This window comes from Nocardia nepalensis (assembly GCF_048910785.1).
Taxonomy (GTDB): Bacteria; Actinomycetota; Actinomycetes; order Mycobacteriales; family Mycobacteriaceae; genus Nocardia; species Nocardia nepalensis.
Genome location: NZ_JBKBET010000004.1, coordinates 34,997 through 49,899 on the forward strand (window position 1 = coordinate 34,997; position 14,903 = coordinate 49,899).

At 66.0% G+C, this 14,903-nt stretch carries 12 protein-coding genes; 4 read left to right on the forward strand and 8 right to left on the reverse strand.

The window, feature by feature from the left end; translation table 11 throughout:
* Positions 1–47 precede the first annotated feature (47 nt).
* Positions 48–362 (reverse strand): integration host factor, actinobacterial type, encoded by a 315-nt coding sequence (gene mihF / locus ACHQ4I_RS03560; protein ID WP_420770217.1) that lies wholly within the window; start codon positions 360–362, stop codon positions 48–50.
* A 682-nt stretch (positions 363–1,044) separates the two neighbouring features.
* Here mihF and ACHQ4I_RS03565 point away from each other — a divergent pair.
* Complete coding sequence (locus ACHQ4I_RS03565) at positions 1,045–1,422, forward strand: nuclear transport factor 2 family protein (RefSeq protein WP_420770218.1); 378 nt, start codon at positions 1,045–1,047, stop codon at positions 1,420–1,422.
* A 63-nt stretch (positions 1,423–1,485) separates the two neighbouring features.
* On the opposite strand, the gene ACHQ4I_RS03570 is transcribed toward ACHQ4I_RS03565, so the two are convergent.
* The 7 genes from ACHQ4I_RS03570 to ACHQ4I_RS03600 all read right to left on the reverse strand — a co-directional run bounded on the left by ACHQ4I_RS03570 (position 1,486) and on the right by ACHQ4I_RS03600 (position 7,752).
* Entirely contained in the window at positions 1,486–1,824 is a 339-nt protein-coding gene (locus ACHQ4I_RS03570) for an STAS domain-containing protein (RefSeq protein WP_420770219.1), read from the reverse strand.
* A 240-nt stretch (positions 1,825–2,064) separates the two neighbouring features.
* Positions 2,065–2,388 (reverse strand): hypothetical protein, encoded by a 324-nt coding sequence (locus ACHQ4I_RS03575; RefSeq protein ID WP_420770220.1) that lies wholly within the window; start codon positions 2,386–2,388, stop codon positions 2,065–2,067.
* Positions 2,389–2,415: 27 nt separating this feature from the next.
* Entirely contained in the window at positions 2,416–3,696 is a 1,281-nt protein-coding gene (gene clpX / locus ACHQ4I_RS03580) for an ATP-dependent Clp protease ATP-binding subunit ClpX (RefSeq protein ID WP_062992730.1), read from the reverse strand.
* 430 nt (positions 3,697–4,126) lie between these two features.
* Positions 4,127–4,795 carry an ATP-dependent Clp protease proteolytic subunit gene (locus ACHQ4I_RS03585; RefSeq protein WP_420770221.1) on the reverse strand — a complete coding sequence of 223 codons (669 nt, stop codon included), beginning with the start codon at positions 4,793–4,795 and terminating at the stop codon, positions 4,127–4,129.
* A gap of 45 nt (positions 4,796–4,840) precedes the next feature.
* Entirely contained in the window at positions 4,841–5,428 is a 588-nt protein-coding gene (locus ACHQ4I_RS03590) for an ATP-dependent Clp protease proteolytic subunit (protein WP_420770222.1), read from the reverse strand.
* Positions 5,429–5,628: 200 nt separating this feature from the next.
* On the reverse strand, positions 5,629–7,002 hold the full coding sequence (gene tig, locus ACHQ4I_RS03595; RefSeq protein ID WP_420770223.1) for a trigger factor: 1,374 nt from the start codon (positions 7,000–7,002) through the stop codon (positions 5,629–5,631).
* 168 nt (positions 7,003–7,170) lie between these two features.
* A complete protein-coding gene (locus ACHQ4I_RS03600; protein ID WP_420770224.1) occupies positions 7,171–7,752 on the reverse strand; it encodes an FKBP-type peptidyl-prolyl cis-trans isomerase in 582 nt (193 codons plus the stop codon).
* A 273-nt stretch (positions 7,753–8,025) separates the two neighbouring features.
* Between ACHQ4I_RS03600 and ACHQ4I_RS03605 the strand changes: the two genes are divergently transcribed.
* From ACHQ4I_RS03605 to ACHQ4I_RS03615, 3 genes are read left to right on the forward strand one after another with little or no spacing between them, the layout of a single operon-like run.
* Complete coding sequence (locus tag ACHQ4I_RS03605; protein ID WP_420770225.1) at positions 8,026–10,494, forward strand: phosphoketolase family protein; 2,469 nt, start codon at positions 8,026–8,028, stop codon at positions 10,492–10,494.
* Positions 10,495–10,548: 54 nt separating this feature from the next.
* Complete coding sequence (locus ACHQ4I_RS03610) at positions 10,549–12,312, forward strand: 3' terminal RNA ribose 2'-O-methyltransferase Hen1 (protein WP_420770226.1); 1,764 nt, start codon at positions 10,549–10,551, stop codon at positions 12,310–12,312.
* Entirely contained in the window at positions 12,312–14,882 is a 2,571-nt protein-coding gene (locus ACHQ4I_RS03615; protein WP_420770227.1) for a polynucleotide kinase-phosphatase, read from the forward strand. The genes ACHQ4I_RS03610 and ACHQ4I_RS03615 overlap by 1 nt, the downstream gene beginning before the upstream one ends.
* Positions 14,883–14,903 lie beyond the last annotated feature (21 nt).

Below are 14,903 nucleotides of genomic sequence, written 5' to 3' on the forward strand. Positions count from 1 at the left end.
GCTAGCGGCCCCTTTCGAGCGATCCGCAAGCAGTCGCTACAGCGTAATCAGTCCTTCAGCGCTTCGAGCAACGCCGCACGCTGGCGTGCACCGAGTCCACCGATGCGGCGGTCCTCGGGGATCTCCGCCTGATCCATCAGCTTGGCGGCCTTCACCGGTCCGACGCCGGGCAGCGCCTTGATCACCGCAGCAACCTTGGTCTTCTTGACCAGGTCGTCGGTGTCGGCCTTCTTCAACAGGTCGGCGACCGATACCTTTCCGGCCTTCACCTTGCCGATCAGTTCCGAGCGCGCCTTGCGGACCGCAGCCGCCTTGGCCAACGCCTCAGTGCGCTGTTCCGCGGTCATGGTAGGCAGTGGCATGTCTCCTCCGCTTTCACTCGACACTCGAACATCTGGTTGACCGGACCGAGTAAACAGCACGACGAGCACCACACAAGCTCGACACACCGGGGTCGAACGGCGGGAAATAGCGATGAGTTTTCTGGACCGCCGCCGTCATATACAGCAGTGGGCCCGTGCGGAGCGGGCGAAACGGACGAAAGGAATCCCGATCATGGGGCCGTCACTGTCCCAGTTCATCACCCTCGACGGCGTCCATTAGGCCCCAGATAGCCCGGAGGAGGACACCAGCGGCGGCTTCACGAACCAGTGGCGCACACGCCCCCGCAAAAAGGGGCAGCGACAGGCGGTAACACCCGAAGCCTCAACTCCGAAACCACTAGCAGACGCACCAGTGCGGGACAGAAGGTTCAACGGCGAACCAGGGAATCAACGGCGATTTCGGCACCGGGCGCGATCGGGCGGCACTTCGATGTGACAAGCGATCGTCACCGTATCCCGAAGCACTAGCGCGCCAACAAGATAGCCGAGGGGGCGACGATCGGCCCGTTCGGCGCGCAACGCTAGGACGAGTGCTGGCGCGGGGGGCCATCTGCGCCAGCACGTCACCCCGATCTCCCGGCTAACGGGATTCCATCCAACGCGGCCACGAGACACTGCTAGGCTCCGAATTAGAACACGTTTCAATTCGTCAGGGGTTTTCATGGCACAGCAGATCCGCGAAGTGGTCGAGCAATACGTCAAGCTGGTCGGCTCCGGTCCGACCGAAGAGATCGTCAACCTCTACGCGCCCGACGCGGTGGTGGAAGATCCCATGGGCACCGAGCCCAAGCGCGGCCACGATGCCATTCGCGAGTTCTACGACGTGATCGCCAACCTCGATCGGGAGACCGAACTGCGGCCGGAGACCATCCGCATCGCGGGCAACCACGCCGCCTTCATGTTCACCCTCGTCACCAAATTCGGCGATCAGCGCTTCACCCTCTCGCCCATCGATGTGATGGAGTTCGACGACGAGGGCCGGATCGTCAGCATGCGCGCCTACTGGAGCCAGGACGATATGCGCACGGAAGCAGTCTGAATCGGCAGGTACCGAACGTGTGTGCGGCAGTCGAATTCGACTGCCGCACCCACGTTTTCGCCATCAGGCGCTCGCGCGAGCGAACTCGGACGGCGTGGCCTGGGTGACCGCGGCGAGGCTCGGGACGATATCGAACACCGCGGTATGACCCGCGACCTCGAGCAGTCGGTCCACGCAGGGTGGGCCGGTGATCAACTGGAGTCGTCGGCCGGTGCATCCGATCCACGATCGGGCCGCCATCAATACCCGGAGCCCGGCGACGCCGAAGAACGTCACCTGCGACAAGTCGATGACCACCACCGCACCCGCCGTGGGTAGCGCCCCGAGCAGGGACTGCCGAAGGATTTCGGCCGTCAGATAATCCACTTCACCGCCCACCGCGCACAGCGTGATCGAATCCATCGGCGGCAAGACCGCTACGGACAGACGATCGGCGGATGGTCCGGACCCGCGCACGGCGGCCGTGCTGCGATCCGAAGAAACTGAAACTGTCGACATGAGGGACCTCGGTCCGTCGCGCCCGCCGACCAAAAACCTTGCAGGCGGGATCCTTTCGCCCCGATCTCCCGACCGATCAGGACTGGGCTGGTTACTCAACCGTGACCAATGAGTACCCCAACCGAAAGCTCCGTACACATCGAGCTAGTTCGAGCGTGATCGCCGCAACATCGCGTAGTAGCAGTGCCACTGCAGGTAGTCCCCTTGGACCTCCCGCGTGAAGACGTTCACCAGCTCCCACCCGAAATGCTCATCCAGCCATTCGACACAGGTCGTCACGAGCGAGAGGGTCCCCTGGTAGTCGGGGATCGCCGTACTTACGGCCCTTGCGGATTCCCTGGGGGACTCGGCGTAAACCACGAGATACCTACGCTGGTAGGTCCGCATATCGACGGCGCCGCTGAGAATCGCGGCGGCATCCAGCAGCGTGCCCGGGCCAGCCGGAAGCAACGGAGGTTGCGGTTGCATTCGTCCGACCCGGTGTCCGCTTCGTGATTACGCCGACTTCTCCCGGCGCTCCGCGCGCTGCGCCTTGCGCGGCACGATGGTCGGCAGGACGTTGTCGTTGACCGTGTCGGCGTTGACGACCACCTTGGCGACATCGTCGCGGCTGGGGATGTCGAACATCGCCAGCTGCAGGACTTCCTCCATGATGGCGCGCAGGCCGCGGGCGCCGGTGCCGCGCAGGATCGCCTGATCGGCGATGGCCTCGAGCGCGTCGTCGGTGAATTCGAGGTCGACGCCGTCCATCTCGAAGAGCCGCACGTACTGCTTCACCAGCGCGTTCTTCGGCTCGGAGAGGATCTTGACCAGCGAATCCTTATCCAGGTTCGTCACCGAGGCGACGACAGGGAGGCGGCCGATGAATTCCGGGATCAGACCGAATTTGATCAGATCCTCGGGCATCACCTCGGCGAAGTGGTCATCGGTGTCGATCTCGGCCTTGGAGCGCACCTCGGCGCCGAAGCCGATGCCGCGGTGCCCGGTGCGGTCGGAGATGATCTTCTCCAGCCCGGCGAACGCGCCAGCCACGATGAAAAGCACGTTGGTGGTGTCGATCTGGATGAATTCCTGGTGCGGATGCTTGCGCCCACCCTGCGGCGGCACGCTGGCCTGGGTGCCCTCCAGGATCTTCAGCAGCGCCTGCTGCACACCCTCGCCGGAGACGTCGCGGGTGATCGAGGGGTTCTCGCTCTTGCGCGCGATCTTGTCGACCTCGTCGATGTAGATGATGCCGGTCTCGGCCCGCTTGACGTCGTAGTCCGCGGCCTGGATCAGCTTCAGCAGGATGTTCTCGACGTCCTCACCGACGTACCCGGCCTCGGTCAGCGCCGTCGCGTCGGCGATGGCGAACGGGACGTTGAGCATCTTGGCCAGCGTCTGCGCCAGGTAGGTCTTACCGCAGCCGGTGGGGCCGAGCATGAGAATGTTCGACTTGGCCAGCTCGACCGTCTCGCCCCGGCCGTCGCGGCCCTTGTCGCCCGCCTGGATGCGCTTGTAGTGGTTGTAGACGGCCACGGCTAGCGTGCGCTTGGCGGTGTCCTGCCCGATCACGTAGTTCTCCAGGAAGTCCCGGATCTCGGCGGGCTTGGGCAGCTCATCGAGTTTGACCTCGCTGGACTCGGCCAGCTCTTCCTCGATGATCTCGTTGCACAGATCGATGCACTCGTCGCAGATGTACACCCCTGGTCCCGCAATGAGCTTCTTGACCTGCTTCTGACTCTTTCCGCAGAACGAGCACTTCAGCAGATCGCCGCCATCTCCGATGCGCGCCATCTCGTGGGTCCCTACTTCCTTGTCCGCGTGCAACCGTCTATCCAGGTTGCCAGCAATCCGCCACCCTCGGGTGTAATCACGAACACCTCGAGCGAATCCGACGGTTCGAGCACTGCCGTCAACCGGGAGCAAAGGTCCCTAGGTCGACCGTACCCGGTGTGCGCGACGGAGGTCGACAACTCGAGCATGTTTCTCGCCGGGGTTGTATGAGTTCTTACCACTATGGAACACGTTCACCCCGATCGGCGGCCATCCGACACGCTTGGCCGCCCGCCCCCGGAAAGCCTTCCGCCCGATACCCTTCCGGCCGGTCGGCGCCCCTGGAGCAGACCGGCCGGGCCACATGCCGAGTGGCATCTGTCCCGGCCGGATCTTCCTGACATTGAGCAACTTACGAGCGATCAGCGCCGTACCATCCGGCGCGGCGTTCTTACTTCTGAGCGCTCAGCTTGCGGTAGTCGAACACCGTATCGATGATCCCGTACTCCTTGGCCTCCTCGGCCGTCAGGATCTTGTCGCGGTCGGTGTCCTTGCGGATGGTGTCCGCGTCCTTACCGGTGTGGCGCGCCAGGGTGGTCTCCATCAGACGGCGCATGCGCTCGATCTCGGCGGCCTGGATCTCCAGGTCCGAAACCTGTCCCTGGATGCCACCCTCCAGCGACGGCTGGTGGATGAGGACCCGGGCGTTGGGAAGGCATGCACGCTTGCCGGGGGTACCGGCGGCGAGCAGCACGGCGGCGGCCGAGGCGGCCTGCCCCAGGCAGACGGTGGCCACATCGGCACGCACGTACTGCATGGTGTCGTAGATCGCCATCAGCGAGGTGAACGAGCCACCGGGCGAGTTGATGTACATGGTGATGTCGCGATCGGGATCCAGCGACTCCAGCACCAGCAGCTGCGCCATGATGTCGTTGGCCGAGGCGTCGTCGACCTGCACGCCGAGGAAGATGATGCGCTCCTCGAACAGCTTGTTGTACGGGTTGGACTCCTTGACACCGAAGCTCGAGTGCTCGATGAACGAGGGCAGGATGTAGCGCGACTGTGGGCTCGCCGGAGCGGTGCCGCCGAGACCGGCGCGCGGGTCGAACATATTGGCCATCTTCGTCTCCAAAGTCGTTGAGGGGGAACGGATCTGCGTGTTTAGTTAGTTACCCGCGCCGTTCGCCTGCGCCGCGTGGGTGATCACGCGGTCGATGAAGCCGTATTCCAGCGCCTGCGCCGCGGTGAACCAGCGGTCGCGGTCGGCGTCGGCGGTGACCTGCTCGATCGACTTGCCGGTGTGCAGCGCCTGCAGCTCATTGAGCTCACGCTTGGTGTGCGCGAACTGCTCGGCCATGATCGCGATATCGGCCGCAGAACCGCCGATGCCCGCCGAGGGCTGGTGCATCATGATGCGCGCGTGTGGCAAGGCGAACCGCTTGCCCTTGGTGCCTGCGGTGAGCAGGAACTGACCCATCGAGGCGGCCAAGCCCATGCCGTAGGTGGCGATATCGCACTCGGAGAACTGCATCGTGTCGTAGATGGCCATACCCGCGGTGACCGAACCACCCGGCGAGTTGATGTAGAGCGCGATGTCCTTGGTCGGATCCTCCGCCGACAGCAGCAGGATCTGCGCGCACACCTTGTTGGCGATGTCGTCGTCGACCTGGGTGCCGAGGAAGATGATGCGCGAACGCAGCAGGCGCTCGTATACCGAATCACTGAGGTTGAGGCCAGCAGTGGGGGAAGTCATGACGACCCCTGCCTTGTTCATTGTCACGGATACCTGCCTTCTCTTACCGGCTCGTTGCTGATGCCGAACAGCCATCTCTGGTTCGCTTGTCACAAACATTAACGAAGCAGGGCGGCACCGAACTCCCGGTACCGCCCTTCTTCGCTCACAGCGCAATCACGCACCCATCCGGAACGCAAACACGCTGGCACTTCATGGAATTATTCGGCGCTCGCCGCGGTCTCGGCGGACTCCGCTTCATCGGCGGAACCCTCAGGGGCGCCGAACATTTCGGCGGTGTCCACGGTGTTGCCCGCGGAGTCGCTGACCTTCACCTTGCCGACAACACCGGCCAGCGCCTTGCCGCGGCGCACGTCGGCGAAGACCGCGCCGAGCTGGCCCGCCTGCTGCACCTGCTGGATGAACTGCTCGGGCGAGAGGCCGTAGCGCTGCGCCTGGAACAGGATCCGCTCGGTGAGCTCCTCCTGGCCGACCTGGGTGTTTTCCGCCTCGGCGATGGCGTCCAGCAGCAGCTGGGTCTTCACCGACTTCTCGGCGGACTCCTTGGTGTCCTTGTCGAACTCCTCGCGGCTGGAGCCCTGGGCCTCGAGCGCCTCGGCGAGCTTGGCCTCGTCGTGGTCGAAGCCGTGCACCGCGTCGTGCAGCACGGCGTCGATCTCGGCCTGTACGACCGCCTCGGGCAGCGGCACCTCGACCTGCTCGAGCAGGGTCTCGAGCACCTTGTCGCGGATCTGACCGGCCTGCTCGACCTTCTTGGCGCGCTCGACCCGGTTGCGCAGGTCTTCCTTCAGCTCGTCGAGGGTGTCGAATTCGCTGGCCAGCTGGGCGAAGTCGTCATCGGCCTCGGGCAGCTCGCGCTCCTTGACCGAGCGCACGGTGGCGGTGATGACCGCCTCCTTGCCCGCGTGCTCACCGGCGACCAGGGTCGAGGTGAACTCCTTGGACTCGTCGACCGACAGGCCGACCAGCGCCTCGTCCAGGCCCTCGATCAGCTGGCCGGAGCCGACCTCGTGGGACAGGCCGGTGGTGGCCGCCTCGGGCACCTCCTCGCCGTCCACGGTGGCCGAGAGGTCGATGGAGACGAAGTCGCCGTCCTGGACCGGACGCTCGACACCGGTCAGGGTGCCGAAGCGCTGGCGCAGCGACTGCAGCTGCTCCTCGATGTCCTCGTCACCGATGGTGAACGAGTCGACGGTGACCTCGATGCTGTCGTAGGCGGGCAGGGTGATTTCGGGGCGCACGTCGACCTCGGCGGTAAACGCCAGCTCCTGGCCGTCCTCGATCTTGGTGATCTCGATCTCGGGCTGGCCGATGACCTTCACCTCGGAGGTGGTGACGGCCTCGCTGTAGCGGCCGGGCAGCACGTCGTTGACGACCTGCTCCAGGATCGCGCCGCGGCCCAGGCGGGCCTCGATGAGCTTGGCCGGGGCCTTGCCCGGACGGAAGCCGGGGATGCGGACCTGGTTGGCCAGCGCCTTGTAGGCCTTGTCGAAGTCCGGCTTCAGCTCCTCGAAAGGCACCTCGACGTTGATCCGGACCCGGGTCGGGCTCAGCTGCTCGACGGTGCTCTTCACGGACATGCTCCTTGTTCGTTGGTTCTGGTCGACTTGCTTGTGGCGGACTTGCTAGGGGTAATCACGAGCGAAATCGCCGCACGGCTTAACGTGCGCATCTCGACCAGGTTAGTTGACCGGTCGCGGCGGGCTGCAAGCAGCACCACCGCTGGGGACCGCGCGCCGTCGTTACTTGCCGACGGCAACCGCGTCGGTGACGAAGACCAGCGTTTCGTTGGGCTTGACGCCATTGCCGCCCACGCCGTAACCGAGGTTCGGCGGGATGATCAGCAGCCGCCGCGCACCCGCCTGCACACCGACCAGACCCTGTTCCCAACCCGGAATGACCTTTCCGGCACCGAGCGTCAGTTGGAAGGGCTTGCCGCGGTCGAATGAGCTGTCCAGCTTCTTCTTATCCGACCAGGTGATCAGCGTGTAGTTCATGGTGAGCGGCTGCCCGGCGACCGCGCCGGGACCGGTGCCGGGGACCAGATCCTTGACCACGAGCTGGGTCGGCGGGGTGCAGGTGTCCGGGATGGTGATCTTCGGCGTGGCGCCGAAGCCGCCGACCACCACGATGTCGTCGGCGGTGCATTCGGCGCCGGTGTTCTGCGCGGGCAGCTGACCGAAGGTGGGCTGCGCCGATGACGTGGCGGCGGCCGACGTGGTGGTGGCGACCGAGCCCTTGTCATTGTTCGAGCCACACGCGGCAAGCGCGAACGTCGCGGCGGCGATGGTGCCGATACCGATGATCCTGCGCAGTGTTTGCATGCGGCGGACCATAATCCACCGCGACTCGCTCGGCCCAGCCACCCGCCGGTAGCGCGAGGACAGACGGCACCGGATCCGGTGACATCCGGCACGAGACGGACCCGCCCTCGGCGCGAGATCGTGAGAACCGATCGGCGCGGGCCCGCGTGGGTAGGCTGGCGGTGAATTCTCCATCCGGCGTGGTCGATTGACGTCGGCAACCGTGCAGGACCCGGTGACAGGCGGTCCCTACAGGTGCCGCTTCCGATGCCCGAGTGTGAGGAGAGTCGGCGCATGACGCAGATGACCGGTGTCGGGGGCGATACCTCGGCCGACAATGTCGACAGCCCTGGCGGCGCGACGATCGCACCGCGGCCGTATCAGCTCGCGGAGGTCCCCGGTCCCCTGGGACGGGCGGAGCTGGAATCGATCGACGCTTGGTGGCGGGCCGCGAACTATCTGGCGGTGGGTCAGATCTATCTCATGGCCAATCCGCTGCTGCGTGAACCGCTGCGGGCCGAACACATCAAGCCGCGGCTGCTCGGGCATTTCGGCACCGTGCCCGGCCTGAATCTGGTGTGGGTGCACGCCAATCGGGCGATCCGGCAGCGTGATTCGAATGCGGTCTTCGTGGCCGGGCCCGGGCACGGCGGGCCGGGGCCGAATGCGTGCGCGTGGCTGGAGGGGACATATTCCGAGCTGTACAGCCATGTGCCGCAGGACGAAACCGGGATGGGCGCGCTCTTCGCGCAGTTCTCCTTCCCCGGTGGCGTGCCGAGTCACTGTGCGCCGGAGACGCCGGGTTCCTTCCACGAGGGCGGTGAGCTCGGCTATTCGCTGCTGCACGCGTTCGGGGCGGCGCTCGACAATCCGGATCTGACGGTGTTCTGCGTGGTCGGCGACGGCGAGGCCGAGACCGGGCCGCTGGCCACCAGTTGGCACGCCAATAAATTCCTCAATCCGGAGCGCGATGGAGCGGTGCTGCCGATTCTCGCGTTGAATCAGTACAAGATCGCGAACCCGACGATTCTCGCGCGCATTCCGGAATCCGAATTGCTCACGCTGCTGCGCGGATACGGCTATGAGCCGATCGTCGTCAAGGGCAGCGATCCCGCGACTGTGCACCAGGAGATGGCGATTGCCGTCGACGCCTGTCTGGATCGCATCGCGGAGATTCAGCGCATCGCCCGCGCGGGCAGCGATGGGGTGCGGCCGATCTGGCCGATGATCGTATTGCGCACGCCCAAGGGGTGGACCTGTCCGCCGGTGGTCGACGGCGATCCGGTCGAAGGCACATTCCGTGCGCATCAGGTGCCATTGGCCGCCGCGCGCACCGATGACGGGCATCGAGCGGTGCTCGAACAGTGGTTGCGGGCCTATCAGCCGGAGCAGTTGTTCGACGAGTCCGGCAGGCCGGTTCAGGCCCTGCTCGAGCTCGTGCCCGGCGGCGATCGACGGATGAGCGCGAATCCGATTGCCAACGGGGGCACGCACGTTCGGGATCTGCGACTGCCGGACTGGCGCTCCTATGGCGTCGAGGTGCGGGAGCCGGGAGCGACCCAGCACGAGGCGACGCGGGTGCTCGGCGCATGGCTGCGCGATGTCACCGCGCGCAATGCCGATAACTTCCTCACCTTCGCACCCGATGAGCTGGCCAGCAATCGACTGCAGGACATTCTGCAGGTCACCGGGCGCGACTGGCAGGCCGAGATCGGTGAATTCGATGTGGATCTCGACCGCACCGGACGGGTCATCGAGGTGCTGTCCGAGCACATGTGCCAGGGGCTGTTGGAAGGGTATCTGCTGACCGGCAGGCATGGGGTGTTCACCTGCTACGAGGCGTTCATCCACATTGTCGACGCGATGTTCAACCAGCACGCCAAATGGCTGGACGCGAGCGCGGCAGTGCCGTGGCGTCAGCCCATCGCGAGTCTGAATTATTTACTGTCGTCGCATGTTTGGCGGCAGGACCACAACGGCTTCACCCATCAGGATCCCGGATTCCTCGATGTGGTGCTGAACAAGAAGGCGTCGATCGTGCGGGTGTATCTCCCGCCGGACGCGAATACGCTGCTTTCGACCTTCGACCATTGCCTGCGCTCGCGGCATTACGTGAATGTGGTAGTTGCCGGCAAACAGCCGCAGGCGGACTGGCTTTCGGTTCCCGATGCCGCGGTGCATTGTGCGCGCGGCGCCGGAATCTGGGAGTGGGCGGGACAGAACGATGATCCGGGTAGCACGCCCGATGTCGTGCTCGCCTGTGCCGGTGATGTGCCGACGCTGGAAACTCTCGCGGCGGCGGCGATCCTGCGTGCACGTCTGCCGGAACTGCGTATCCGGGTGGTGAATGTGGTCGACCTGATGCGGCTGCAACCTTCGGATGCACATCCACATGGACTGTCCGACAGTGAATTCGACACGCTGTTCACCCGGGACCGGCCGGTGATCTTCGCATTCCACGGATATCCGTGGCTGATCCACCGCCTCACCTACCGCCGCACCAACCATGGTCAGTTGCATGTGCGCGGCTACCAGGAAAGGGGCACCACCACAACACCTTTCGATATGGTGATGCTCAACGACCTGGACCGGTATCACCTGGTGATGGATGTGATCGACCGGGTGCCGACGCTGCGGGAGAAGGCGGCCGGGCTGCGGCAGGAGATGGTCGACGCCCGCTGGAATGCCCGCGCGTGGACTCGTGAACACGGCGAGGACATTCCGGCCGTCGCCAACTGGACCTGGCCGAACCTCAGTCTCTGATACCCCCCGCGAAACCTCCTTGCGTGCGGTGTGCGGCTCGGCGACGATCGCAAGATGCTGTTGACGATCACCTGCACACCGCCGCAGGGCGCGGCTTGGCCCGCGACCGATCTGGGCTTCTTGCTGCACAAGAATCCCGACCGGGTGCAGGCGTTCGAGCAGTCCTACGGCACCGCGCATGTCGTGTACCCGGAGGCAACGGCGGCGCGGTGCACGGCGGCGCTGCTGTTGGAGATCGATCCGATTCGGTTGGTGCGCGGACGTTCCCGCAGCACACCGGATTTCAGCCTCGGCCAGTATGTCAATGATCGGCCGTACGCGGCGTCGTCGCTGCTGTCGGTGGCACTCGGCGCGGTATTCCGCACCGCCCTGCACGGCCGCTGCGACCAGCGGCCCGAATTGGTGCGGACCGCGCTGCCGTTGCGCATCGCGTTGCCCGCGGTGCCGTGCAAGGGTGGTCCGGAGGCGGCCGAGCGCGTCTTCACGCCGCTGGGCTGGACCGTGATCGCCGAACCCCTCCCCCTCGATCCGGCCTTCCCGGAATGGGGCGATTCGCATTACGTGCGACTGGAACTCACCGGCGCCATCCGCTTGGCCGACGCACTCTCGCACCTGTACGTCCTGCTTCCGGTCCTCGACGGCGCAAAGCACTACTGGCTCGCCGCCGACGAGGTCGACAAGCTCATCCGCGCGGGCGCGGGCTGGCTCGCCGACCACCCCGAACGCGCCTGGATCACCCGCCGCTACCTGGCCCGCCGCCAGTCCCTGGTGCGCACCGCACTCGCGCGGCTGGCCGAGGTCGACGATGCAGAGCCGGAGCAGCTCGATGCGGTCGAGGAAGTATTCGACGATGCGCTGGAGCCTGCTGGCGACGCGCGCATTGCTTTGTCCGACAGCGACACATCGAGCACACGGTCCGAAGCATCCGATGAAACCGACACCGCGGCTGCGAAGCTCAGTCTGCGCACCTCGGCAGGGTCCGCGCAGGCCGCGCACGATACGGCTGACGTCGGGTCGGCCGATGGTGCGGCAGTGGTCATGTCGGCGGAGGGCACGGTACAGGCCGGGATCGGGGCCGCGGCGGCGCACAGTACGACCGAGAGCGGGGCGGGCGATGACGCGGCAACCGACGCTGCGGACAATGATGCGGCGGTGGACGGCGCGGCGGACACTGAGCGCGCGCCGTCGCTGGCGATGATCCGGCGGGGTGCGGTGGTGGGGGTGCTGCGGGAGGTCGGGGCACGCCGGGTGCTCGATCTCGGGTGCGGAGAGGGGGCGTTGTTGCGGGAGTTGTTGGCGGACAAGGTGTTTACCGAGGTTGTCGGGGTGGATGTATCTATGCGGGCGTTGAATATCGCGAAGCGGCGGTTGCGGCTGGATCGGATGCCGGAGCGGGTGGCGCGGCGGCTGACGTTGCTGCAGGGTGCGTTGACGTATACCGATGCTCGGCTGCGCGGATATGACGCGGCGGTGCTGATGGAGGTCATCGAGCATGTGGACGAGCCGCGGTTGGGGGCGCTGGAGTATTCGGTATTCGGCTCGGCGGCACCGGCTTGCGTAGTGGTGACGACTCCGAATGCCGAACACAACGTGGTGTACCAGACGCTTCCGGCGGGCAAGTTCCGGCACTCCGATCACCGGTTCGAATGGACCCGCGCGGAATTCGCGGGTTGGTCGAGCCGCGTGGCCGAACGGTATGGGTACGCGGTGCGATTCGTGCCCATCGGTGCGGCGCATCCCGAGTTCGGGCCGCCTACCCAACTCGCCCTGTTCACCAAGGGCATGACAACCGACGGCAGCACGAGCGGAGCCGCGTGATGACCGAACTATCCATCCCGGAGCTGTCGCTCGTCGTGCTGATCGGCAGCACCGGTTCGGGAAAGTCGACTTTCGCGCGCAAGCACTTTCGGCAGACCGCGATCGTCTCCTCGGACGCCTGCCGCGGCGTCGTCAGCGATGACGAGAACGATCAGTCGGCGACGCCGGACGCCTTCGCACTGCTGCACCACATCGCCGGAATCCGGCTACGTCGCGGACTGCGTACGGTCGTCGACGCCACCAATGTGCAGCCCAAGGCACGTCAGGAACTGCTCGCGGTGGCCCGCGCGCACGATGTGCTGCCGGTGGCGATCGTGCTCGACGTCCCGGATGACGTGTGCTTCGAGCGCAATTCGCGACGTCCAGACCGGGCACACCTGGCCAGGCACGTGGTATCCCGGCAGCAGCGCGAAATGCGCCGCGGTCTGCGCGGTCTGGAACGCGAGGGCTTCCGGAAGGTGTACATCCTGCGCGGGGTCGACGAGATCGAATCCGCGACCCTCGTCGACGAAAAGGCCTGGAACGACAAGCGCGAACTCACCGGACCGTTCGATGTGATCGGCGATGTGCACGGCTGCCGCGCCGAATTGGAAACGTTGCTCGGCGAACTCGGCTACAGCCTGGCGCGTGACGATGCCGGCCGCGCCGTCGGCGCGAGTCACCCGGCCGGGCGCACCGCGGTATTCGTCGGCGATCTGGTCGACCGAGGACCGGACACTCCCGGCGTGCTCCGGCTCGTGATGGGCATGGTGTGTGCGGGAACGGGCCTGTGCGTCACCGGGAATCACGAGAACAAGCTGGTGCGCGCGCTCGACGGCAAGAAGGTGCGCATCGCACACGGCCTCGCGGAATCGCTGGCCCAGTTGGAGGCCGAAGACGAGGACTTCCGCAAGGCGGCCCTCGACTTCTGTCGCGGCCTGATCAGCCACTATGTGCTCGACGGCGGCCGATTGGTGGTCGCGCACGCCGGGTTGAAGGAGGAATACCACGGGCGGGCGTCGGGTCGCGTCCGCGCCTTCGCGATGTACGGCGAGTCCACCGGAGAGACCGACGAATACGGCCTTCCGGTGCGTTATCCGTGGGCCGACGACTATCGCGGCCGCGCCACCGTGCTGTACGGCCACACGCCGGTGACCGATCTGCGCTGGGTGAACAACACCCTCTGCCTGGATACCGGTGTCGTCTTCGGCGGGCGGCTCTCGGCCCTGCGCTATCCGGAACGGGAGCCGGTTTCGGTTCCGGCCGAGCGGGTTTGGTACGAACCGGTGCGCCCACTACAGGCCACCACCATCGCGACACCCGGCGGCGTGGTACACCGCGATCCGGGCGTACTCGACCTGGACGATGTCGTGGGCCGACGCGTGGTGGAAACGCGCCAGCACGGCCGTGTCGGTGTGCAGGAGGAAAACGCCGGTGCCGCACTGGAAGTGATGAGCCGCTTCGCCATCGACCCGCGCTGGCTGGTGTACCTGCCGCCGACCATGGCGCCGTGCGCGACCACCCAGCTCGATGGCTACCTCGAGCACCCGGCCGAAGCCTTCGCCTACTACCGCTCCGAGGGCGTGCCGCGCGTGGTGTGCGAAGAGAAGCATATGGGTTCGCGCGCAATCGTTCTCGTGACACGCTCGGCGCGGGCGGCAACGGATCGATTCGACGTCGACGACGGCAGCACCGGGGCGCTCTACACTCGCACCGGCCGCCCGTTCTTCGACGACACCGCGCAGACCGAGGAACTGCTGGCTCGGGTCCGCGCCGCGGCCGAAACCGCGGGCCTGTTCGAGGAATTGAACACCGACTGGCTGCTGCTGGACACCGAGCTGATGCCGTGGTCGGCCAAAGCGGTCGGCCTGCTGCGCAATCAGTACGCCGCAGTGGGCGCTGCGGCGCGCGCCTCGCTCGACACCGCCACCGATCTGCTGTCGGCCGTCGCGGCGCGTGGACTGGACATTGCCGATCTCGCGGACCGTACCGCCGCCCGCAAGACCGATGCGGACGCCTTCACCACCGCATACGGCCGCTACTGCTGGCCGGTCGACGGTCTGGCCGGATTGCGGATCGCCCCGTTCCAAATCCTGGCCGCCGAAGCCATCAACTACGCTGTGCGCGACCATGATTGGCACCTATCACGCATCGACCGGCTGGTCGCCGCAGACACCGACCTGTTCACCCCGACCGGCCGGATGACCGTCGACCTGGCCGATCAGCACAGCGAGGCCGCCGCCACCGCCTGGTGGACCGAGCTGACCGCCGCAGGAGGCGAGGGCATGGTCGTCAAGCCCTATGACGCGATGGTGCGCGGCGACGATGACCGGTTGGTCCAGCCGGGAGTGAAATGCCGTGGGCCCGAATATCTCCGGATCATCTACGGCCCGGAATACCTGCGCGACAACAATCTCCGCCGCCTGCGCACCCGCGGCCTGGGCCGCAAGCGCTCGATGGCCCTGCGCGAATACGCACTCGGACTCGAATCCCTGGACCGCTTCGTCGCGGGCGAACCACTCTGGCGCGTCCACGAGGCGGTCTTCGCGGTCCTCGCGCTCGAGTCGGAGCCGGTCGATCCGCGCCTCTGACCAACCGGCCGGTGTGTCGTC

Bases quoted from the DNA above. Each gene is read 5' to 3' on its own strand.
- mihF (WP_420770217.1), bottom strand. From the start codon at position 362: ATGCCACTGCCTACCATGACCGCGGAACAGCGCACTGAGGCGTTGGCC.
- ACHQ4I_RS03565 (WP_420770218.1), top strand. From the start codon at position 1,045: ATGGCACAGCAGATCCGCGAAGTGGTCGAGCAATACGTCAAGCTGGTC.
- ACHQ4I_RS03570 (WP_420770219.1), bottom strand. From the start codon at position 1,824: ATGGATTCGATCACGCTGTGCGCGGTGGGCGGTGAAGTGGATTATCTG.
- ACHQ4I_RS03575 (WP_420770220.1), bottom strand. From the start codon at position 2,388: ATGCAACCGCAACCTCCGTTGCTTCCGGCTGGCCCGGGCACGCTGCTG.
- clpX (WP_062992730.1), bottom strand. From the start codon at position 3,696: ATGGCGCGCATCGGAGATGGCGGCGATCTGCTGAAGTGCTCGTTCTGC.
- ACHQ4I_RS03585 (WP_420770221.1), bottom strand. From the start codon at position 4,795: ATGGCCAATATGTTCGACCCGCGCGCCGGTCTCGGCGGCACCGCTCCG.
- ACHQ4I_RS03590 (WP_420770222.1), bottom strand. From the start codon at position 5,428: ATGACTTCCCCCACTGCTGGCCTCAACCTCAGTGATTCGGTATACGAG.
- ACHQ4I_RS03600 (WP_420770224.1), bottom strand. From the start codon at position 7,752: ATGCAAACACTGCGCAGGATCATCGGTATCGGCACCATCGCCGCCGCG.
- ACHQ4I_RS03605 (WP_420770225.1), top strand. From the start codon at position 8,026: ATGACGCAGATGACCGGTGTCGGGGGCGATACCTCGGCCGACAATGTC.
- ACHQ4I_RS03610 (WP_420770226.1), top strand. From the start codon at position 10,549: ATGCTGTTGACGATCACCTGCACACCGCCGCAGGGCGCGGCTTGGCCC.
- ACHQ4I_RS03615 (WP_420770227.1), top strand. From the start codon at position 12,312: ATGACCGAACTATCCATCCCGGAGCTGTCGCTCGTCGTGCTGATCGGC.